Genomic DNA, 20,332 nt, shown 5'->3' on the forward strand with positions numbered 1-20,332 from the left:
CGGGGTCGAGCTCGTAGACGTAGGCGACCGGCTTGCCGGGCCTGCTCCTCGATCCGCCAGAAGTGCGGGATGCCGGCCTCCGCGTAGAGCACCGGCTTGCGCTTGCGATCCCGGACGCGCGACTCCGGCGAGACCACCTCGACCACCAGAACGACGTCCTGCCCCCGGAAGAAGGTCTGCCTCCCGCCCGTGACGGCGTCGGCCCGGACGACGCAGACGTCCGGCTCGGGCCGCTGGGCGGGATCGAGGATCACGCTCATCTCCCGCCGGACGCGGTGCTCCTCCGGGGCGGCGCGACGCAACTCGCCCTCCAGCAGCGACACCACGCACATGTGGAAGGAGGCTCGCGGGCTCGCGAAGACCAGGCTTCCGTCGATCAGCTCGGTGTGTGCGGGCAGGTCCGGGAGGTGGTCGAGGTTTTCGGCGGTGAGGCCCTCGGGCGGTGGGAGCGCTGGTCTGCGCATGTGTCCGGTCGCGCCTAGCGGGTGCGGCTCTTGTAGAGGGTGGTCAGGTCGATGTCGATGTCGAAGGGTACGGAGAGCTTCAGGCGGTCGTGGTGAGCTCCGCTGATCACGTAGGACTTCGTCACGGGGTCGAGTTCGTAGACGAAGACGGCGGGCCTGCCGTTGACCTCCTCGATCAGCCAGAAGTGCGGGATGCCGGCCTCCGCGTAGAGGACGGGCTTGCGTACGCGGTCACGTATCTCGGAGTCGGGTGAGACCACTTCGACGACGAGCACCACGTCGTCGGCCAGGTAGCAGGTGACCTCCCGGCCGATCACGGCTTTGGGGCCGAGGACGATGAGGTCCGGCTCGGGGCGCTGCCGTGGTGCCAGCTTGACGCTCATCTCCTGCCGTACCTCGTGCCCGGCGGGCAGGAAGTCCTCCAGTTGCACGTGCAGCCGGAAGACGACCGACTGATGGAAGTCTCGTTCAGCGCTCGGGAAGACCAGGCTTCCGTCGATCAGCTCGGTGTGTGCGGGCAGGTCCGGGAGGTGGTCGAGGTCTTCTGCCACCAAGCTCTGGGGTGGCGGAATGGCGCCGTCGGGGAGTGCAGGTGGCGGCGTCATCTCAACGGTTCACCGCCGCGTTCGTAGTCACGGCCCAACGCTATCTCACGCAGGGTGAACGGTTGGACACGGTTTTCCGGCTGGGACAATGGGCGCATGACGGTGTTGTTGGTGTTCGGCGAGCGGGAGGATGCTGAGGAGGTGGCCGAGACGCTGGGGGAGTGGTATCCGGCGCTCGGGGTGCCGCGGGTGGTGCGTGAGACGTTGGCCGGGGAGGACGACGCCGAGGACGCGCAGTGGCTCGTGGTGGCGGAAGGGCTCGGGGAGGGGCTGGACGAGGCGGCACTGGCCGGCCTGGACGAGCTGGCCGAGCGTTACGACGGGTGGCGTGAGACGGGCTGAGACACCGGCCGGCCCGGGGCAGGCTGAGACGCCGGTCGGCCCGGGGCAGGCTGAGACGCCGGCCGGCGTGCGGGCGAGGGCACGTGGGTTGGGTCAGGTCGACTGGGTGGCGACCTGGCGGCGGGCTTTCTCGGCGAGGGCGTGCTCGTCGGTGCGGGCGTCGTAGCGGCGGAACGACGGCAGCGCGGCGGCCAGGGCGAGCACCGCGCCGACGCAGAGCAGGCCGCCCGCGCCCAGCGAGAAGCGGACGCCGCCGAGGTTGGCCATGAGGCTCGCCCGGGCGTTGCCGAGCATCGGCCCGCTGGCGTAGGAGAGCAGCTCGATGCCGGCCAGCCGGCCGCGCAGCTCGCTCGGGATCGTCTGGTTCCACATGGTCGAACGGAAGATGCCGCTGATCATGTCGGCCGCGCCGGCGAGGGCGATGCAGACGACGACGAGCCAGATGTTCGGGGCCAGCGCGGCGAGCGCCACGGCCGCGCCCCACAGGGCCGCCGCGACGATCACGCCGAGGCCGTGGCGGTGCACGCGTGCCGCCCACGCCCCGGTGAGCGAGGCGATCAGCGCGCCGATCGCGCCCGCCGAGTACAGCAGCCCGAGCGCCTGTGGCGCGCGCAGCTGGTCGGCGAGGAACGGGAACAGCGCCGTCGACATGGCGAACACCATGGCAGCCATGTCCACCAGGTAGGTGCCCATGAGGTCGCGGCGTCCCACCGCGTAGCGGACGCCCTCGACCAGGGAGCGCAGCGACGCGGGCGCGGCGTCCTCGGCGGGCGGCAGCGACCGGATCCGCCACAGCAGCACCAGCGAGCCGAGGAAGGTCAGTGCGTCCACCCCGTACGCCGCCGCGACGCCCGCCGAGGTCACCAGCAGGCCGCCGGCCGCCGGGGCCACGATGGCGCCGAAGTTCCAGCGGAGGCTGGACAGCACCGCGGCCGCCGCCTGCTGCTCGTGCTTGACGACCTGCTGGAAGAACGCCTCCATGCTGGGCCGCTGGAGCGAGCCGATGCCGGTGGAGATCGCGCCCATCACGTAGAGGACCCAGATCTGGGGCGTGGGCAGCATGGCGTTGACCATGAGCGCGAGCGAGGTGAACAGCAGGCCCAGCTCGCTCAGTACGATGATCTTGCGGCGGTCGAGGGCGTCGGCGATGGCGCCGCCCCAGAGCCCGCACACCACCATCGGCACGAACTCGGCCAGGCTGACCAGCCCGACCGCCAGGTAGGAGCCGGTGAGCTCCTTCATCTGGTAGGGCACCGCCACCACGGAGATGAACGTGCCGAACATCGTGATGAGCCCGGAGGCGAACATCAGCCGGTAGTCCCGGGAGTCGCGCAACGGGCTCACGTCGATGCGGAGGTCACGGAAGATGCGTTTGACGAGGCCAGGCACGACCTCAGATTGTCCGGGGCGAGGGCGGAAAACCGCAAATCGATTTCGGATCGCGAAACGCGACAGGGCCCCGGGGGGCGTTCCCCCCGGGGCCCTGTCGATCGCGGGTCAGGCGGCCGGGACCCGGTCCAGGAAGCCCAGCACCCGGCGGATCCTGCCGTCCTCGGCCAGCTCCACCACGTCGAAGCCGACGGCGACCGGCTCCCCGTCCGCGGGGCCGAGGTGCCAGGTGAAGCGGGCGATGTGGTGGTGGGCGTCGTACACCTCGCCCGGGGTGAACACCAGGCCGGGGAACATGCCCTGCGCGCCGGCGATCACGGCGGCGATGCCGTCGTGCCCGGCCACGTCGGCCAGCGGGTCGGTGTAGGTGGCGTCCTCGGTCCACAGCTCGGCCACGGCCTTGGCGCGGGCCTCGGCGTCGGTCTCGTTCCAGGCGGCGACGTAGCGCTCGACGAGGTGGTTGTCCATGGTGATCGTCATCTCCTGAGTGGTTGTTCGTTCAGCTGACGCGGGCCTTGCGCAGGCCCATGATCTGCAGCTCGGCGAAGGCGGCCACGGTGACGGCCTGGGCGATGGCCCAGATCGCGCCGACGGTGGTGAGGCCCAGGGCTCCGGTCACCACGGCGGCGAGGCTGCCGAGGGTCCAGGCGGCGTTCAGGGCGATCACGGTCCGCGGGCCGGCCTGTCCGAGGTCGCGGCGGGTGGCCAGCAGGCCGACGGCCACGCCGTAGACCAGGAGGAAGGCGCCGATGCCGCGCAGCAGGCCCGTGTCGGGGCCGAGCAGGTCGGCGACGGGGCCGGCGAAGGCGAGGTAGACCAGGCCGTTGCCGCCGGTGACGACGGCGTCGGCGACAAGGGCGAGGCGCAGGAATCTGGCCTTGTCGGCGGTGACGGTTACGGCGGTCATATCGGGCCCTCCTTGAGGTGGCTGTCCTTGCGACACCTCGAAGATGTCAGCCACGGGGTAGGGGGCGCGATTACGCGTCAGGTAAGCGAAGGTGCGGAAACGGGGGCTGAGCTGGGGAGACGGCGGCGAAAATGGGCGCAAGAAGGCGCGGTCGCCCCCTTGGAGCGACCGCGCCTCCGTAGCTGATCAGGACGTGCCGAGGACCTCGCGGCGCAGGTGCGTCTTGAGGATCTTGCCGCCGGGGTTGCGCGGCAGCTCGCCCTCGCGGAACCACACGTGCACCGGGATCTTGAACTTGGCCAGCCGCCCGGCCAGGAACTCCCGCAGCTCGTCCGCCGTGACCGAGGCGCCCGGCGCGAGCCTGACGACGGCGCCGACCTCCTCGCCCAGCTCGTCGTGCGGCACCCCGATCACGGCGGCGTCGTCCACCGCCGGGTGCTCGAACAGGGCGGCCTCGACCTCGGCGCAGTAGACGTTCTCGCCGCCGCGGATGACCATGTCCTTGGCGCGGTCCACGATGTAGACGAAGCCGTCCTCGTCGATCTTCGCCAGGTCGCCGGTGTGCACCCAGCCGTCGACGAACGTCTCGGCCGTGGCCTCGGGCTTGTTCCAGTAGCCGAGGATGACGTTGGGGCCGCGGATGCACAGCTCGCCGACCTCGCCGGGGGCGAGCTGCTCGCCCATCGGGTCCACGACGCGTACGTCCACGACGGGTGAGGGCACGCCGATGCTGTCCGGCTTGGCGTGGTAGTCGGCGCCGCCGTTGCCGATCGCGAGGGCGCTGGTCTCGGTCATGCCGTAGCCGTTGGAGGGCGCGCGGTCGGGCAGGTTGGTGGTGATGCGCTCCAGCAGCTTGGGCGGGGCGGGGGCGCCGCCGTAGCCGAGCGTGGAGAGGGACGACAGGTCGTACTTGTCGAAGTCGGGGTGCGACATGAGCTGCCAGGCGTTGGTCGGCACGCCGATCATGGCGCTGACCTTCTCCCGCTCGATGAGGCGCAGCGCCTGCCCGGCGTCCCACTTGTACATGAGCACCAGGCCGCCGCCGCTGAACATCGTCGTCGTCATGGCCGAGAAGCAGCCCGTGACGTGGAACAGCGGCACGGTCAGCAGCGTGATCCGGCGGGTCCCGGCCGCCGCGGCCGGGTCCTTGCCGGCCAGCGCCACCGAGCGCATGAGGCCGTAGGCGACGGTCATGGGGGACTGGCCGATGTTGCGGTGGCTGCCGAGCGCGCCCTTGGGGTTGCCGGTGGTGCCGGAGGTGTAGAAGATCGTGGCCGGATCCTCGGGGAACAGCTCGACCTCGGGCAGCGTCACGTCGGCCGTGACCTCGCCCAGGACGTCGGCGAACGCCCGCGCCCCGCCGGTGGCCTCGCCCCTGGTGACGATCATCGGCACGCCGGTGGAGGCCAGCCGTCCGGCCCGCTCGCCGTCGGCGATGAGCACCTTCGCGCCGGAGTCGCGTACGCCGTAGGCCAGCTCGTTCTCGGTCCACCAGGCGTTGAGCGGCACGGCGACGGCTCCGGCGGCCAGCACGGCGGAGAAGGAGATCACCCATTCCGGGTAGTTGCGCATGGCCACGGCCACGCGGTCGCCCTTGCGCACGCCGTACTCGTCGATCAGGCGGTGGGCCAGCGTCGCGGCACGGCGGAAATGGTCCTCGAACGTGATGTGCTCGTCCTCGTAGACGAGGAAGACCTTCTCGCCGTGGAACCTGCTCATCTCCAGCAGCGCCCGGAAATGGGTGGGTGCGTGCTTCCACGTTCGTACCCCGGTGTCGCCTATCTCCTCCATCTCGAAGAGCTGGCCGGGGCCGGTGAGCTGGGCCTGGACCTGGGCGTGCGTAAGGGTCATCTGCAGAACGCTCCCCGCTGTGGACGATTATTCTGGATAAGTCACAGTACCGACCGGTCAGTACGTTTCGCTAGAGTTACGTTCTCCGTGAAACTTTCATGACTGTGCCGATACTTTCAGCCTCCCAACTGCTGCTTTGGCGTCCGGCGAGCCTCGGCATTGACCCTCAACGGGCCGGTCAATACCGTCGGCGATGCGATCCATGAGGGATCGAAACTTTCGGATCGAATGCCCGCCCCCCGGAGGTCGATGTCCGTGCTTTCGTCCGCGCTCGTCAGAATCCTCACTTTGCTGGGGATTTTCGCAGCCTTCCTGCTGCCCACCACCTCGGCCCAGGCGTCCGCGCCGCTGCGCACGCACGCCGCTGCCAAGGGCAAGTTCATCGGCACGGCGCTCGCCACCGGCCCGCTCGGCAGTGAGACCTCCTACCGCACCATCGCGGGCACCGAGTTCAACCAGGTCACCGCCGAGAACGCGATGAAGTGGGAGTCCACCGAGCCCAGCCAGGGCCAGTTCACCTTCAGCGGCGCCGACCAGATCGTCGCCTTCGCCACCCAGAACAACCAGCAGGTCCACGGCCACACCCTGGTCTGGCACCAGCAGACGCCGGGCTGGGTGCAGGGCCTCGGCGCCAGCGCCATGCGCTCGGCGATGCAGAACCACATCGCCCAGGTCGTCGGCCACTACGCCGACAACCCGGCCGTGGTCTCCTGGGACGTCGTGAACGAGGTCTTCGACGAGAACGGCGGCTGGCGCTCGTCGTTCTGGTACAACACGCTGGGCCAGAGCTTCGTCGCCGACGCCTTCCGCGCCGCCCGCGCCGCCGACCCCGACGCCCGGCTGTGCATCAACGACTACAACGTCGAGGGCATCAACGCCAAGAGCACCGCGATGTACAACCTCGTCTCGTCGCTGCGCCAGCAGGGCGTCCCGGTCGACTGCGTGGGCCTGCAGAGCCACCTCTCCATCCAGTACGGCTTCCCGAGCGACATGCAGCGGAACATGGAGCGCTTCGCCGCCCTCGGCGTGCAGGTCCGGGTCACCGAGCTGGACGTGCGCATGCCGACGCCGCGCGACAGCTCCAAGGACACCACCCAGGCCACCTACTACCGCAACGTCGTCAACGCCTGCCTCGCGGTGACGGCCTGCGCCGGCGTCACCATCTGGGGCTTCACCGACAAGCACTCCTGGGTGCCGGACACCTTCCCCAACGAGGGCTTCGCGCTGCCGTGGGACGCCAACTACCAGCAAAAGCCGGCGTACACGGCCGTGCACGACGCGCTGGCGGGCGGCACGAGCGGCGACACCACTCCGCCGAGCACTCCCGGCACGCCGACGGTCGGCACGGTCACCTCCAACTCGGCCGCGCTGACCTGGAGCGCCTCCACCGACACCGGCGGCAGCGGCCTGGCCGGCTACAACGTCTACCGCGAGCAGGGCGCCACCGACACATTGCTCGGCCAGAGCAGCACCGCCTCGATCACGCTGACCGGGCTGAGCCCCAGCACGCAGTACCAGGTGTACGTGCGCGCCAGGGACGGCGCGGGCAACCTGTCCGGCGACTCCGCGCTCGCCACGTTCACCACCCAGGACGGGCCGGGCGGGGGCGGCGGCTGCACCGCCACCGGGACCGTGCAGACCCAGTGGAGCGGCGGCTACGTGGTCCAGCCCGTGACCGTCACCAACACCGGCACCTCCGCCATCACCGGCTGGACCGTCACCTTCACCCTGCCCGCCGGGCACACCCTGGTCGGCTCGTGGAACGCCACCCTGACGGTGAGCGGCCAGACCGTGACCGCCAAGAACGCCGCCTACAACGGCAACCTGGCCCCGAACGCCGCCACCTCGTTCGGCTTCCAGGTGAGCCGCCCGAGCGGGAACACGCAGACTCCCTCCACCTACACCTGCGCCTGACGGCCGGGCAGACCGGGCACTCCTGGACCGCGCTCCGGGGGTGCCCGTCCCGTTCAGCGCTCCAGCGTGATGCCCTCACGGCGCAGGTCCTCGATCACGCCGTCGACCAGCCGGGTGGCGACCGTGTGGCGCAGCCTGCCCTCCTCGCGCAGCTCGCGCACGGCCGGCACCGGGTCGGGGTCGGCGAACAGCCGCTCGTCGGAGTGGTCGGCCGGGCGGCCGGTCGGGTCGAGCGTCCACCAGGACGCCTCCAGGGCGATGCCGTTGGGGTCGCTGAAGTAGATCGAGCGCAGGAAACCGTGGTCGATGACGTCGGTGACCTCGCAGCCGTGCGCCTTCAGCCGGTCGCGCATGCGGTTCAGCGCCTCCTCGTCCGGCAGGTGCAGCGACAGGTGGTCGAACTGCGCCGCCCGCGCGTACGGGACGCCCGCGGGCTTGGCGAAGCTGTCGAGCGGCTGGTCGGCGTACTCGAAGAAGGCGACCGTGTTGCCGGGCGCGACGTCGAAGAAGTAGTGCTTGAACGCGGGGACGGCCAGGGTGGCGACGAGCCGGGCGCCGAGCACGCCGTGCCAGAAGCGCACGGTGGCGTCCATGTCCGCGGTCACCAGGGCGAGATGGTGCACGCCGCGCCAGTGCACCTGATCGGGGGTCTCAGCCATACGTCAACCGTATGCCTTTCAACTATCGCAGGTAAGCCCTAACGGAAGCCGCGCTCTGACCGGTCGCGGCGGAAGGCGTCCAGACGGCCGAAGTCCAGCTCGTGGACGGAGACGGCGTCGTCGGGCGGCCCGGTGAAGAAGCCGGTGTGGGTGTGCGGGCAGGGGTTGGCGAGACCGGTCACGCCCGCGCACGGATGCCCGTGGTAGGTGGTCTCGTGGTGCCAGTCGCTCACGGCCACGTACGTCATGAACTCGTACGCGCGGGCCACGCTCATGTGCTGCCAGAGCTGCCGGGCGGGGGCGGGGCCGTCCCAGCGGGTCACCGAGAAGGCGGGCACCAGCACGGCGTCCGGGCCGTCCGCGCCCGCCAGGCTGGCCGAATACCAAAGGTCGGCGCAGAGCAGCACGTGCAGGCGGCGGCCGTGCAGCTCGAAGCCGCCGCCGGGACGGCCGGGGACGACGCCGGAGCGCAGCTCCAGCCCGTAGGGGTGGGCCTTGTCGTACTCGGCGAGCAGCGTGCCGTCCGGGCCGGCCGCCGCGCCCCGGTTGACCCGCCCGCCCGGGGCCGAGTCGTCGTAGTGGGAGCCGCCGACCACCGCCATCCCCGAGCCCTTGGCCAGCTCCCGCACCCGCGCCAAGTAGTCGGCGCGCGGTAAGGACGCGCCGGCCAGCTCGGGCAGGATCATCAGCTCGGCGGAGCCGGGGGTGACCAGCGTCTCGACGGCGTCGAAGTTGGCGTGGCCGTCGGGGGAGTAGCGCGGCGGCTGCACAAGGAGGATCTTCACCCTCCTACTCTGTCCCCCCGGGGATGGCGGCCAGCAACTCCCGGGTGTAGCCGTCGGCCGGCCGGTCGAAGATGTCCTCCGTCGTGCCGCTCTCCACGATCCGGCCGCGCCGCATCACGTGCACCTGGTGCGAGATCATCCGGACCACCGCCAGGTCGTGGCTGATGAACAGGTAGCTGAGGCCCAGCTCGCGCTGCAGCTCGCCGAGCAGCTCCAGGATCTGCGCCTGGACCAGCACGTCGAGCGCGGAGACCGCCTCGTCGAGCACCACCAGCTCGGGCGACAGGGCGAGGGCCCGCGCGATGGCCACCCGCTGGCGCTGGCCGCCGGACAGCTCGTGCGGCAGCCGCTCGCCCATCGACGCCGGCAGCGACACCTGCTCCAGCAGATCGGCGGCGGCCTTGCGGCGCTCGGCCGCGGTGCCGACGCCGTGCACGCGCAGCGGCTCGGTGATCGACTTCTCGACGGTGTAGCGGGGGTCGAGCGAGGCGTACGGGTTCTGGAAGACCGGCTGCACCCGGCGGCGGAAGGCGAACAGCTCGCGCCGCCCCAGCCCGGCCAGGTCGGTGCCGTCGAACCGGATGCCGCCCGCGGTGGCCGCCTCCAGCCCGAGCACCAGGTTGGCGGTCGTGGACTTGCCCGAGCCCGACTCGCCCACGATCGCGACGGTACGTCCCCGCGGGATCCGGAAGGACACGTCGTCCACCGCGACCAGCTCCTCGTCCGTGCCGCGCAGCGGGAAGACCTTGCGCAGCCCCTCGACCACGACCAGGTCCTCGGGCGGCGGTCCCGGAGGCTCGGCCACGCGCACCGACGACAGGCTCGGGGCCGCGCGCAGCAGCCGCCTGGTGTAGTCGTGGCCGGGCGCGGCCAGGATCTCGGCCGCCGGTCCCGTCTCCACGATCTCGCCCTGGTACATCACGGCCACCACGTCCGCCCGCTCGGCCGCGAGCGCCAGGTCGTGCGTGATGAGCAGCACCGCCGTGCCCATCTCCGCGGTGAGCGCGGCGAGCTGGTCGAGGATGCGCCGCTGCACGGTCACGTCCAGCGCGGAGGTGGGCTCGTCGGCGATGAGCAGCCGCGGCCGGCAGGCCAACCCCATGGCGATCAGCGCCCGCTGGCGCATGCCGCCGGAGAACTCGTGCGGGTACTGCCCGATCCGCCGCTCCGGGTCGGGGATGCCGACCAGGTCCAGCAGCTCCAGCACCCGCGCGCGGGCCGCCCTGCCGGTGGCCGCGCCGTGCACCTCCAGGGCCTCGGCGATCTGGTCGCCGACCTTCATGAGCGGGTTGAGGTTCGACATGGGGTCCTGGGGGACCAGGCCGATGCCCGCGCCGCGGATCGCGGTCATCTCCCTGCGGCTCGCCCGCGCCAGGTCGCGCCCCTCGAACAGGATCTCCCCGGCGGTGATGCGGCCGTTGTCCGGCAGGAGCCGGTTGATCGCGGCGGCCGTGGTCGACTTGCCCGAGCCCGACTCGCCGACGACCGCGACGGTCTGGCCGGGCAGGATGTCCATCGAGACGTTCCGTACGGCGGTGACGTCCTGCTTGCGGGTGCGGAAGGCGACCGACAGGCCGCGGATCTCCAGGAGCGGGGTCATGCGTTCCTCGTCTGTCGCGTGACGGCCTGCAGCAGGCCGTGCCAGAGGTCGTCGGTCGGCGTCGGCTCGCCCGTGACGAGCAGGCGGTTGCTCGCCACGACCAGGGCCACGTCCCGGCCGGGGACGAAGCCGATCGCGCAGCCGACGTACCCGGGGTGGCCGAGTACGGTCACGCTCTCGCCGCCCAGGTCGAGGGCGTAGCGGCGGAAGCCGAGCGCCTGCTCGGGGTCGGGGCCGGGGGCGAAGAACTCGCGGACCGTCTCCGGCCGCCACAGACGGTCGTGCTCCTCGTACCGGGACATCGCCAGGCAGTAGCGCAGCAGGTCGGGCACGGTCGAGAAGAGCCCCGCGTGCCCGGCGACGCCGTCGAGGGCGTGGAAGGCGTTGCCGTCGGCCGGCTCGCCCAGCACCGGCCCGCGCCGCCAGCCCGCGAAGTCGGAGCTGCGATAGGGGACCGGGTACGGGCGGCCGGTGTCGAGCATGGTCATCTCCACCCGGTCGTCGAGCGCGCTCATGGCGACCTCGGTGCCCGTGGGCCGGGCGTAGGTGGTGCGGGTCAGGCCGAGCGGCCTGGTCACCAGCTCGGCCACGGCCCGGTCCAGCCGCAGCCCCGTCACGGCCGAGACGATCCGGCCGAGCAGGATGAAGCCGAGGTCGGAGTAGTGCCGGGCGCGGCCGGGCCGGTAGCGGGGCGGCGGCAGGTCGGCCCGCACGTACAGCGGCCACCACTCCCACAGGCCGCCCCGGTGCAGCAGCAGGTCCCGTACGGTGATCGCCTCGTACGAGTGCGGCAGGTACGCGCTCAGCGGCGCGTCCAGGTCCACGAGCCGCTCCGACACCAGCCGGATGAGCGCCGTCGTGGTCGCCACGACCTTGGTGACCGAGGCGAGGTCGTGATGGGTGTCCGGCGTCATCGGGGCCTCGCCGGCCAGCGCCCCGCCCTCCTGGCGGACGGTGCGGTGGCCGGTGCACTCGTCGAGGTCGAACCACGGCGTGCGGGCGGCGGTGATCAGGCCGGGCGGCGGCTCGGGCGGCCGCTCGGCGGCGGCCGGATCCCCGCTCATCGGGCCAGCACCAGCGATCGGGGCGGCGTCGTGACCGGGGCGGGCAGCACCAGCGGTCCCGCGCCCGGGGTCAGCGTGCCGAGGACGCGCGGCGCGGACGCGCCCGTCCCACCGGGCACGGTGCCGGGCAGGCCGTGCGCGCTCAGCCAGCCGATCAGCGCGAACGCGATGGCCTCCTTGTCGTCGGCGGGCGCCCCGTAGGCGTCCGACGCCGACACCCGCACGCCGGGCAGGGCGGCGCGCAGGCCGTCCATGATGACGGGGTTGCGGCAGCCGCCGCCGGAGACCACCAGCGTCGCCACCCCGGCGGCTCGCACGTCGGCGGCCACGGTCCGCACGGTCAGCTCGGCGAGCGTCGCCACCAGGTCGGCGTCGCTCACGTCCCCTTCCGGCAGGCCCGCCAGGGCGGCCTCCACGTAGCCCAGGTGGAACAGCTCCTTGCCGGTGCTCTTCGGCGGGGCCAGCCGGTAGTAGGGCTCGTCCAGCAGCGCCGCCAGCAGGCCGGGGTGCACCCGCCCGGAGGCCGCGATCGCGCCGCCGGCGTCGTAGCCCCTCGGGTCCAGGCCGCGGGCGGTCACCACGGCGTCGATGAGCGCGTTCGCCGGGCCGATGTCGTAGGCGTACAGCCGGCCGTCGCGCAGCACGGTCATGTTCGAGATGCCGCCCAGGTTCAGCGCGGCGGCGCCGTTCTCCAGGCCGCCCAGCAGCAGCCCGTCCAGCACCGACACCAGCGGCGCGCCGTGCCCGCCCGCCGTGATGTCGCGGATGCGCACGTCCGACAGCACCGGCACGCCGGTCCGCTCGGCGATCCAGGCCGGCTGCCCGATCTGCAGGGTGCCGCGCGCGTGCGCCTCCTCCACCCAGTGGAACACCGTCTGCCCGTGCGAGACGATCAGGTCGACCGGCCCGCCCGCCTCGATCGCCGCCGCCGCGGCCTCGGCGAAGCACTGCCCGATGAGCGTGTCCAGCACGCACACCTCCGCCAGCGTCACGGGCGCGGGCGGCAGCACAGCGAGCAGCCGCGCCCGCAGCTCCGCCGGGTACGGCGTGCTCGCCGTGTGCCCGACCCGGCCGCGCAGCACCTCACCCTCCGGCGTGAAGTCGACGACGGCCACGTCGATGCCGTCGTGCGAAGTGCCGGAGATCATCCCGAGAATCCTCATGCCCGCTCCCCAAGAGCCGCCCGCAGCCGCCCGCCGGCCCCGGCCAGCCGCGCCGCGGCCTCCTGGGGCGTCAGGTCGAAGCGCGAGGCGACGACCGCCTGCTTGACGTTGAAACCGTTCTGCCGCAGCGCGGACAGCGCCTCGGCGCGCCCGGCCCCGGTGATCGCGCGCACGATGCGCACGGCCCGCTCGCGCAGCTTGCCGTTGCTCGGCCGCACGTCCACCATCAGGTTCCCGTACGTCTTGCCGAGCCGCACCATGACGATGGTCGAGAACATGTTGAGCACGAGCTTCTGCGCCGTGCCCGCCTTGAGCCGGGTCGAGCCGCTGATCACCTCGGGCCCGACCGGCACCTCGACGGCGTACGCGGCCGCCGCGCCGAGCGGTGTCCCGGTGTTGCAGGCCAGGCCCACGGTCAGCGCGCCGCGCTCGGCCGCCCGCCGCACCGCGGCCACCACGTACGGCGTCCGCCCGCTGGAGGCGATGCCCACGACGGTGTCGAGCGGCCCGACGCCGGCCCCGTCGATCGCGGCGGCGCCGGCCTCCTCGTCGTCCTCGGCACCCTCGCAGGGCGCGACGATCGCCCGCGGGCCGCCCGCGATGATCGCGAACACCTGGTCGGGCGGCGTCCCGAAGGTCGGCGGGCACTCGGAGGCGTCCAGCACGCCGAGCCGCCCCGGCGTGCCCGCCCCCACGTAGATCAGCCGCCCGCCGCGCTGCATGCGCTCGGCCGTGGCCTCGATGGCCGCGACGATCTGGGGCAGCGCTCCCGCCACGGCGGCGGGGACGGTGGCGTCGGCCGCGTTCATGGTCGCGGCGAGCTCCGCGACGCTCATCGTGTCGATGCCGGAGAAGCGGGGGTCGGCCGCTTCTGTGGTCAGGTTGGTCAGATTCACCGCTTGCCTCGGTTTCGCGGGTCGAGTGTGTCACGCAGGCCGTCGCCCAGCAGGTTCAGCCCCACCACGAGCAGGACGACGACCGCGCCAGGCGCGATCAGCGTCCACGGGGCCACGAACACCAGGCTGCGCGCCTCGAAGATCATCGAGCCGAGCGACGGCGCGGGCGGCGGAGTGCCGAGCCCCAGGAAGCTCAGCGACGCCTCGGTCAGCACCGCCCAGGACAACGACAGGGCGACCTGGATGACGATGATCGAGGTGATGTTGGGCAGCACGTGCCGGAACATGATCTGCGCGCGGCTCTGGCCGGTCGCCACCGCGGCTTTGACGTACTCGATCTCCCTGAGCGAGAGCACGGGGCCGCGGGTGACGCGGATGAAGATCGGCACGTACACGATGGCGATGGCCACCGCCACGGTGAACCAGTTGCGCTCCAGCACCGACGCCAGCGACAGCGCCAGCAGCAGCGGCGGGAACGCGAACAGCACGTTCGTCACCCCGCCGATCGCGCCGTCGGCGAGGCCCCGGTAGAAGCCGGACACCAGGCCGCCGAGCGTGCCGAGCGCGGTCGCGAACGCCACCGCGACGACCGCGATGAGCGCCGAGTTGCCGACCCCGGCCGCCACCCGAGCGAACACGTCCCTGCCGAACTGGTCGGTCCCGAACAGGTGCGACCCCGACGGCGCGAGGAAGCGCTCCGGCGGGTTCTGCGCGATCGGGTCGTAGGGCAGCAGCCCGAGGAACGACAGCGCCGCCACCACGGCCAGCAGCACCAGGATCACCGTGCCCGACACCGCGGCGGGGCTCCTGCGCAGCGCGCTCACGACGCCCTCACCCGCGGGTCGATCACCCGATAGAGCACGTCGGTCAGCAGGTTCACCAGCACGAACGCCAGCGCGATCACCAGCACGGTGCTCTGCACGACCGCGTACTCCTTCTGCTGGATGCCGAGCAGCACCTGCCGCCCGATTCCGGGCACGGAGAAGATCTGCTCGACCACGACCGCGCCGCCGAGCAGGTAGCCGAACTGCAGGCCGGTCATGGTGACGATGGGCACGAGCGCGTTGCCGAGCACGTGCCTGACCTGCAGCCGCCGCTCCGGCACGCCCTTGGCGCGGGCGGTGCGGACGAAGTCCTCCGAGCGCACCTCCAGCACCGCCGCCCGGGTGGTGCGCAGGATCGGCGCGGCGATGCCGAAGCCCAGCACGAGCGCGGGCAGGACCATCTGCCGCAGGTTGAGCAGCGGGTCCTCGGCCAGCGTCGCGAAGCCCTGCCCGTTGGGGTTGAAGCCGAACGAGGCGGCGAACACCGACAGCAGCGTGGTGGCCAGCAGGAACGCCGGGATCGACAGCCCGGCGAGGCTCACGACCTGCCCGAGCGCGTCCCGCGCCGCGTTCGGGCGGGAGGCGGCCAGCATGCCGAGCGGCACCCCGATGAGCAGCGCCAGCAGGATCGACAGCACCGCCAGCTCGGCCGTCACCGGCAGCGAGCGCAGCGTGAGGTCGAGGACGCTCTGCTGGTTGCGGGCGGAGTAGCCGAAGTTGCCGGTGAACATGTTGCCGAGCCAGGCGAAGAACTGCGCGACCAGGGGCCGGTCGAGCCCGTAGTAGCGCTCCAGCGCCGCCTGCTGGGCCGGGGTGAGCGCGGCGGCCTCGGTGCCGAGGCCCGCGGTGATCTGGTTGCCGGGGATCGCCCGCAGCATGACGAACACGAACACCGCCACCCCGAACAGGGTGCCCGCCGTGCCCGCCGCCCGCCGGACGGCCCGGTTGCGGAGGAACGCTCTCATGTCAGGAGACGGACGCGGCGCGCAGCGACTGCAGCGAGCCGTTGGCCATCGGCGTGAAGCCCTGCACGCCCGAGGTCGTCGCCGTGTAGGTGTAGCCGGAGAACAGCCAGATCCAGGCCGCGTTGTCCTCCAGCTCGGCGGCCACCTGGTCGTAGATCGCCTTGCGGGCGGCCTGGTCGGTGGTCGCCTTGCCCTCGGCGAACAGCTTGTCCAGCTTGTCGGAGCTGTAGCCGGCGACCTTGTTGAGGTTGCCGTCGCTGGTGAAGTAGCGGCCGTAGGAGCCGTCGGGGTCGGGACGGCCGCCGTTGAGCGCCACGGCCGCGTCGAAGTCGGCGGCCACCCAGCGGTCCACGAACGCGCCGGACTCCAGCACCTCCAGGTCCAGGTTGATCTTGGCCTCGGCGAGCTGGGCCTTGAGGTTCTGGGCCTCGTTGACGGAGGTGGCGTACTCGCCCTGGGAGACGATGGTCTTGATGGTCACCCCGCCGGACTTGCCGGCCTTGGCGAGGTAGTCGGCGGCCTTGGCCAGGTCGCGGGCGGGGCAGGGCCGCTTGTTCGGGTCCGACTTGAAGGCCGGCGCGGTGTTGGGTCCCGTCACCTCGCCCTCGCCCAGCGCGGCGGTGTCGAGCACCTGCTTGCGGTCGATCGCGCACTGCACGGCCAGGCGCACGTTGACGTCGCCGAGCTCGCCGCGGCGCGCGTTGAGCTGGAGCACGTGGTAGTTGAGCTGCAGGGTCTTGGCGACGGTGATCGTGCCGCCGCCCTCGGCGGTCTGCGCCACCAGCGGGTCGTTGAAGACGGCGAGCTGCACGTTGCCCGACTGCATGGCCGAGACGATGGACGACTCGTCGGGGATCACCCGGAACTCGACCGCCGGCGACTTCGCCTTCTCCGCGCCCCAGTACGCGTCGTTCCTGGTCAGCGTGATCGACTGGCTCGGCACCCGCTTGCCCAGCTTGAAAGGGCCGGTCCCGTTGGGGGTGGCCGACAGCTTCTCCTCGGTGTCGTCGGAGGAGAGCATCGCCATGTTCACCGTGGCCAGGTTGGCGGGCAGCGCGGCGTCCGGGGCCGACAGCTTGAGCACCACCGTGGACGCGTCGGGCGCCTCGACGGACTTCACCGACGACAGCGAGGCGCGGGCCACGGCCGCGGTCTTCTCGTCCATGATCTTGTCGAGTGAGGACTTGACGTCCGCGGAGTCGAAGGCGCTGCCGTCGGCGAAGGTGACGCCCTGGCGCAGCTTGAGCGTCAGGGTCTTGCCGTCCTCCGAGGCCTCCCACGACTCGGCCAGCCCGGGGACCACGTTGAGGTCCTTGTCGAACTCGGTCAGCGTGCCGTACAGGTTCTGCAGCACGTTGACGGCCTGGAACTGGGTGGCCTTCCAGGGGAACAAGGTGTCCGGGTCGGAGGTCACGCCGACCACCAGCGGCTTGCCGCCGCCCGTCCCCTCGGCACTGGGAGCGGACCCGGAGGAGGACGAGCAACTGGCGAGGGCAAGGGACAGGGTCGCGGCGAGGGCGGCCGCGGAAAGCGCGCCACGGGGCATGGTGGCCTCCTCAGGGCATTGGGTTATAAAATTACCGAGACCCTACCACCAGGGTATTTTCTTTTCCTGACCGGGATGGTTGACGATGGCCGAGGACGCCGGCACCTTGCTGATCCGCATCCGCGCGGCCATGCCCGGCCTGCGCCCGTCCGAGCGGCGCATCGCCGAGGCGTTCGCGGCCGACCCGGCCGCGGCCAACCTGTCGATCGCCGACCTCGCCGCCCGCTGCGCCACCTCGACGACCTCGGTCGTCCGCTTCTACCGGCGGATGGGCTACGCCCATTACAAGGACTTCACCATCGACCTGACCAGGGCGCTGGCCAGGGAGGAGCTGGCCACCTCCGGCCTCGCCGAGGCGCCCGGCGACATCGACCGCAACGACAGCCTGGCCGGCATCGTCTCCAAGGTCGCCATGAACGAGACGCTGTCCATCGCCGACACCGCCCGCTCCCTCGACCTGGACGCCCTGGCCCGCGCGGTCGAGATGGTCGGCGCCGCCCGCCGCATCGACACCTTCGGCGTCGGCGCGAGCGCCCTGGTGGGCCTCGACCTGCAGCAGAAGCTCTCCCGCATCGGCCGCACCGCGATCAACTGGCACGACGCCCACTCCGCGTGGACCTCGGCCGCGGTCCTGGACGGCACCTGCGTGGCGGTGGCGGTCTCGCACAGCGGCGCCACCGTGGACACCGCCGAGTTCCTGGCCATCGCCCGCAGGTCCGGCGCGGCCACGGTCGCGATCACGAACTTCCTGGACTCTCCGCTGGCCCGCGCGGCCGATGTGACCCTCACCACGGCCGCCCGCGAGACCGCGTTCCGCTCCGGGGCGCTCGGCAGCCGCATCGCCCAGCTCATGGTGGTGGACTGCCTGTTCACCGGGGTCGCCCAGGCGTCCTACGACGCGTCGATGGCGGCGCTGCGCGACACGTACGCGGTGGTGCACCCGAGGGCGGTCAAGCGCGGCTAGCGGTGGGCGGCGGACCGCCATGTCCGATATGGTCCCGTCGTGATCAACGGGCCCTCCCGCCGCGCTCTCCTCGCCGGAACCCTCGCCGGCCTCGCCGCCTCCCCGTCGTCCCCCGCCTCCGCGGCGGCCAGGGGAGGGTTACCCTTCCGTCCCAACATCCTCGTCATCCTCGCCGACGACCTGGGATGGGGAGAGCTCGGCAGCTACGGCCAGCGCCTGATCAGGACGCCGCACCTGGACCGGATGGCGGCCGAGGGCGTGCGCTTCACCGACGCCTACGCGGGCGCCCCGATCTGCGCGCCCTCCCGCTGCGCGCTGCTCACCGGGCTGCACGCCGGCCACGGCACCGTACGCGAGAACCCCGGGGGCGGCCCCCAGCACGCGCTCACCGCCGCCGACCTCACCTTCGGCGAGCTGCTCAACCTGTCCGGCTACCGCACCGCCTGCATCGGCAAGTGGGGCTTCGGCCCCGACCGCGCCGGGCAGCCCTCGCACCCCAACGAGCGCGGCTTCGAGGAGTTCTACGGCTACCTCGGCCACAAGCACGCCCACCAGTACTTCCCGAAGTACCTCTGGCACAACGACCGGAAGGTGGGACTCGACGGCCGGCAGTACGCGCCCGACCTGTTCCGCCGGCGCGCCGTCAGCTACATCGAGCAGCACCGCGACGAGCCGTTCCTGCTCTACTACCCGACGAACCTGCCGCACGCGCCGAGCGCGGTCCCCGGCGACGCCGGCCCCTACGAGAGCCGTCCCTGGAGCGACGCCAACCGCCGGCACGCCGCCCAGATCACCCGCCTGGACCGGGACGTCGCCGCGCTGACGGGCGCGCTGCGCGACAACGGGCTGGCCGGGCGCACGCTGGTGCTGTTCCTCAGCGACAACGGCCCGCACCACGAGCAGGGCGTGACGCCCGACCTGTTCGACGCCAACGGCCCCTACCGGTCAGGCAAGCGCGCCATGTACGAGGGCGGCCTGCGCGTCCCGATGATCGCCTGGTCGCCCGCGCTGCGGCCCCGGGTCGTCCGCCGGCCGGTGGCGGGCTGGGACCTGATGCCGACGCTGGCCGACCTCGCCGGGGTGCCGGTGCCCGCCCGCCTGGACGGCGTCTCCTTCCGCGGCCTGCTCACCGGCGCGAGCGCGCCCCGGCACAAGCACCTCGTCTGGAACCGGCCGGGGAAGGCGCAGGCCATCCGCCGCGGCCGGTGGAAGGCCGTGCGCATCGCCCCGGACGCCGCCGGGACCCGGCCCGAGCGCGTCGAGCTGTACGACCTGACCGCCGACCCGGGGGAGCGGCACGACCTCGCCGCCGCCCGCCCCGAGCTGGCCGCCGAGCTCACGGCCACGCTCGACGCCGAGATCGGGGACGATCCGCGCATCCCGTACGGGCTGCGCAGCGAGGTCGTCGGCGACGAGCTCGTGGTCACCCTGGAGAACGGCTCCGGCGTGCCCTGGAACGACGTCGTGCTCGGCGTGGACGGCCCGCGCAAGGCCCGCGCGAGCAAGGTGGAGCGGGTCGAGCCCGGCATGGCGATCTCGGTCGGCTTCCCGCTGCCCGCCGGCGGCCCCGGCCGCGCGGTCGCCCGCGCCGCGTTCAGGGCGCTCGGCCGCTCGCAGCTCTTCCGCCGCCCGCACGCGAGGAGCGCCCTGGCCTCCCGCTGACCTGCCCGCGACCGGTCAGGTCAGCCGGCCCACATGGGCGAGCGCCTGCTTCAGCAGCACGCCCTGCCCGCCCGTCATCTCCTGCTGCACCGCCGGGGAGCCCGCCTCCTCCGGAGTGAACCACACCAGGTCGAGGGCGTCCTGCCGGGGCCGGCAGTCGCCCGCGACCGGCACGATGTAGGCCAGCGACACCGCGTGCTGGCGCGGGTCGTGGTAGGGCGTGACGCCCGGCGTCGGGAAGTACTCGGCGATCGTGAACGGCTGCGGCGACGCCGGGATGCGCGGCAGCGCCACGGGGCCGAGGTCCTTCTCCAGGTGGCGCAGCAGCGCGTCGCGGACCCGCTCGTGGTGCAGCACCCGGCCCGAGACGAGCGCCCTGCTGACCGTGCCGTCCGACGCGATGCGCAGCAGCAGGCCGACGTGGGTGACCACGCCGTATTCGTCGACCCGCACCGGCACGGCGTCGACGTAGAGGATCGGCATGCGGCCGCGTACCGACTCCAGCTCTTCCGGTGACAGCCAGGCGGGCGTCGTTTCGGTCTTTTCGGTCATTGCTTGATCGTACGGCCTAGGTTCTCAGCGCCGTGCCCTGACCGGTGGCAGCAGGGTGCGCCCGGCCAGCCACGACGCCGTGCAGACGGCCAGCACGATGCCGAGGAACGGCAGATAGTGGACGATCTTCTTGCTCATGCTCCGACTTCTGCCCGGCGGCTCACGGCGGGAAACGGCCGG

At 72.2% G+C, this 20,332-nt stretch carries 19 protein-coding genes and 1 pseudogene; 4 read left to right on the forward strand and 16 right to left on the reverse strand.

The window, feature by feature from the left end; genetic code table 11:
* Nucleotides 1-71: 71 nt before the first annotated feature.
* Nucleotides 72-464: pseudogene (locus tag ABD292_RS44165) on the reverse strand (Uma2 family endonuclease); the annotation flags it as partial.
* A gap of 14 nt (nt 465-478) precedes the next feature.
* Nucleotides 479-1,015, reverse strand: a complete 537-nt coding sequence (locus ABD292_RS44170; protein ID WP_344218521.1) for a Uma2 family endonuclease — start codon at nt 1,013-1,015, stop codon at nt 479-481.
* 150 nt (nt 1,016-1,165) lie between these two features.
* On the opposite strand from ABD292_RS44170, the gene ABD292_RS44175 reads away from it, so the two are divergent.
* Nucleotides 1,166-1,411, forward strand: coding sequence for a hypothetical protein (locus ABD292_RS44175; protein WP_344218523.1), 246 nt, complete (start codon nt 1,166-1,168; stop codon nt 1,409-1,411).
* 93 nt (nt 1,412-1,504) lie between these two features.
* Here ABD292_RS44175 and ABD292_RS44180 read toward each other — a convergent pair whose 3' ends face one another.
* The 4 genes from ABD292_RS44180 to ABD292_RS44195 all read right to left on the reverse strand — a co-directional run bounded on the left by ABD292_RS44180 (nt 1,505) and on the right by ABD292_RS44195 (nt 5,558).
* Complete coding sequence (locus tag ABD292_RS44180; RefSeq protein ID WP_344218525.1) at nt 1,505-2,800, reverse strand: MFS transporter; 1,296 nt, start codon at nt 2,798-2,800, stop codon at nt 1,505-1,507.
* Between the two features lie 108 nt (nt 2,801-2,908).
* Nucleotides 2,909-3,280 carry a nuclear transport factor 2 family protein gene (locus tag ABD292_RS44185; RefSeq protein ID WP_344218527.1) on the reverse strand — a complete coding sequence of 124 codons (372 nt, stop codon included), beginning with the start codon at nt 3,278-3,280 and terminating at the stop codon, nt 2,909-2,911.
* A 19-nt stretch (nt 3,281-3,299) separates the two neighbouring features.
* The gene (locus ABD292_RS44190) at nt 3,300-3,707 is read right to left on the reverse strand and encodes a hypothetical protein (protein ID WP_344218529.1); all 408 of its coding nucleotides are present in this window, start codon (nt 3,705-3,707) and stop codon (nt 3,300-3,302) included.
* A 186-nt stretch (nt 3,708-3,893) separates the two neighbouring features.
* The gene (locus ABD292_RS44195) at nt 3,894-5,558 is read right to left on the reverse strand and encodes a class I adenylate-forming enzyme family protein (protein ID WP_344218531.1); all 1,665 of its coding nucleotides are present in this window, start codon (nt 5,556-5,558) and stop codon (nt 3,894-3,896) included.
* A gap of 288 nt (nt 5,559-5,846) precedes the next feature.
* On the opposite strand from ABD292_RS44195, the gene ABD292_RS44200 reads away from it, so the two are divergent.
* Nucleotides 5,847-7,472: an endo-1,4-beta-xylanase gene (locus ABD292_RS44200; protein ID WP_344218533.1), complete on the forward strand. Its 1,626-nt coding sequence runs from the start codon at nt 5,847-5,849 to the stop codon at nt 7,470-7,472.
* A gap of 53 nt (nt 7,473-7,525) precedes the next feature.
* Here ABD292_RS44200 and ABD292_RS44205 read toward each other — a convergent pair whose 3' ends face one another.
* The 9 genes from ABD292_RS44205 to ABD292_RS44245 are packed head-to-tail and all read right to left on the reverse strand — an operon-like array spanning nt 7,526 to nt 16,974.
* Nucleotides 7,526-8,131 (reverse strand): VOC family protein, encoded by a 606-nt coding sequence (locus tag ABD292_RS44205; RefSeq protein ID WP_344218535.1) that lies wholly within the window; start codon nt 8,129-8,131, stop codon nt 7,526-7,528.
* 38 nt (nt 8,132-8,169) lie between these two features.
* Nucleotides 8,170-8,916, reverse strand: a complete 747-nt coding sequence (locus ABD292_RS44210; RefSeq protein ID WP_344218537.1) for a carbon-nitrogen hydrolase family protein — start codon at nt 8,914-8,916, stop codon at nt 8,170-8,172.
* A 4-nt stretch (nt 8,917-8,920) separates the two neighbouring features.
* Complete coding sequence (locus ABD292_RS44215; RefSeq protein ID WP_344218539.1) at nt 8,921-10,516, reverse strand: ABC transporter ATP-binding protein; 1,596 nt, start codon at nt 10,514-10,516, stop codon at nt 8,921-8,923.
* Complete coding sequence (locus ABD292_RS44220; RefSeq protein WP_344218541.1) at nt 10,513-11,580, reverse strand: serine hydrolase domain-containing protein; 1,068 nt, start codon at nt 11,578-11,580, stop codon at nt 10,513-10,515. Before ABD292_RS44220 ends, ABD292_RS44215 begins: the two co-directional genes overlap by 4 nt.
* Entirely contained in the window at nt 11,577-12,743 is a 1,167-nt protein-coding gene (locus ABD292_RS44225) for an anhydro-N-acetylmuramic acid kinase (RefSeq protein ID WP_344218543.1), read from the reverse strand. The genes ABD292_RS44220 and ABD292_RS44225 overlap by 4 nt, the downstream gene beginning before the upstream one ends.
* Entirely contained in the window at nt 12,740-13,639 is a 900-nt protein-coding gene (gene murQ / locus ABD292_RS44230) for an N-acetylmuramic acid 6-phosphate etherase (RefSeq protein ID WP_344218545.1), read from the reverse strand. The genes ABD292_RS44225 and murQ overlap by 4 nt, the downstream gene beginning before the upstream one ends.
* Complete coding sequence (locus ABD292_RS44235; RefSeq protein ID WP_344218547.1) at nt 13,636-14,463, reverse strand: ABC transporter permease; 828 nt, start codon at nt 14,461-14,463, stop codon at nt 13,636-13,638. The genes murQ and ABD292_RS44235 overlap by 4 nt, the downstream gene beginning before the upstream one ends.
* Nucleotides 14,460-15,428, reverse strand: coding sequence for an ABC transporter permease (locus ABD292_RS44240; RefSeq protein ID WP_344218549.1), 969 nt, complete (start codon nt 15,426-15,428; stop codon nt 14,460-14,462). Before ABD292_RS44240 ends, ABD292_RS44235 begins: the two co-directional genes overlap by 4 nt.
* Nucleotide 15,429: 1 nt before the next feature.
* Nucleotides 15,430-16,974: an ABC transporter substrate-binding protein gene (locus ABD292_RS44245; RefSeq protein ID WP_344218551.1), complete on the reverse strand. Its 1,545-nt coding sequence runs from the start codon at nt 16,972-16,974 to the stop codon at nt 15,430-15,432.
* An 85-nt stretch (nt 16,975-17,059) separates the two neighbouring features.
* Between ABD292_RS44245 and ABD292_RS44250 the strand changes: the two genes are divergently transcribed.
* The gene (locus tag ABD292_RS44250) at nt 17,060-17,938 is read left to right on the forward strand and encodes a MurR/RpiR family transcriptional regulator (protein ID WP_344218553.1); all 879 of its coding nucleotides are present in this window, start codon (nt 17,060-17,062) and stop codon (nt 17,936-17,938) included.
* A 39-nt stretch (nt 17,939-17,977) separates the two neighbouring features.
* The gene (locus tag ABD292_RS44255) at nt 17,978-19,600 is read left to right on the forward strand and encodes an arylsulfatase (protein ID WP_344218555.1); all 1,623 of its coding nucleotides are present in this window, start codon (nt 17,978-17,980) and stop codon (nt 19,598-19,600) included.
* Nucleotides 19,601-19,615: 15 nt separating this feature from the next.
* Here ABD292_RS44255 and ABD292_RS44260 read toward each other — a convergent pair whose 3' ends face one another.
* On the reverse strand, nt 19,616-20,152 hold the full coding sequence (locus ABD292_RS44260) for an NUDIX hydrolase family protein (protein WP_344218557.1): 537 nt from the start codon (nt 20,150-20,152) through the stop codon (nt 19,616-19,618).
* Nucleotides 20,153-20,332: the final 180 nt, after the last annotated feature.

This window comes from Nonomuraea bangladeshensis (genome assembly GCF_039529455.1).
Taxonomy (GTDB): Bacteria; Actinomycetota; Actinomycetes; order Streptosporangiales; family Streptosporangiaceae; genus Nonomuraea; species Nonomuraea bangladeshensis.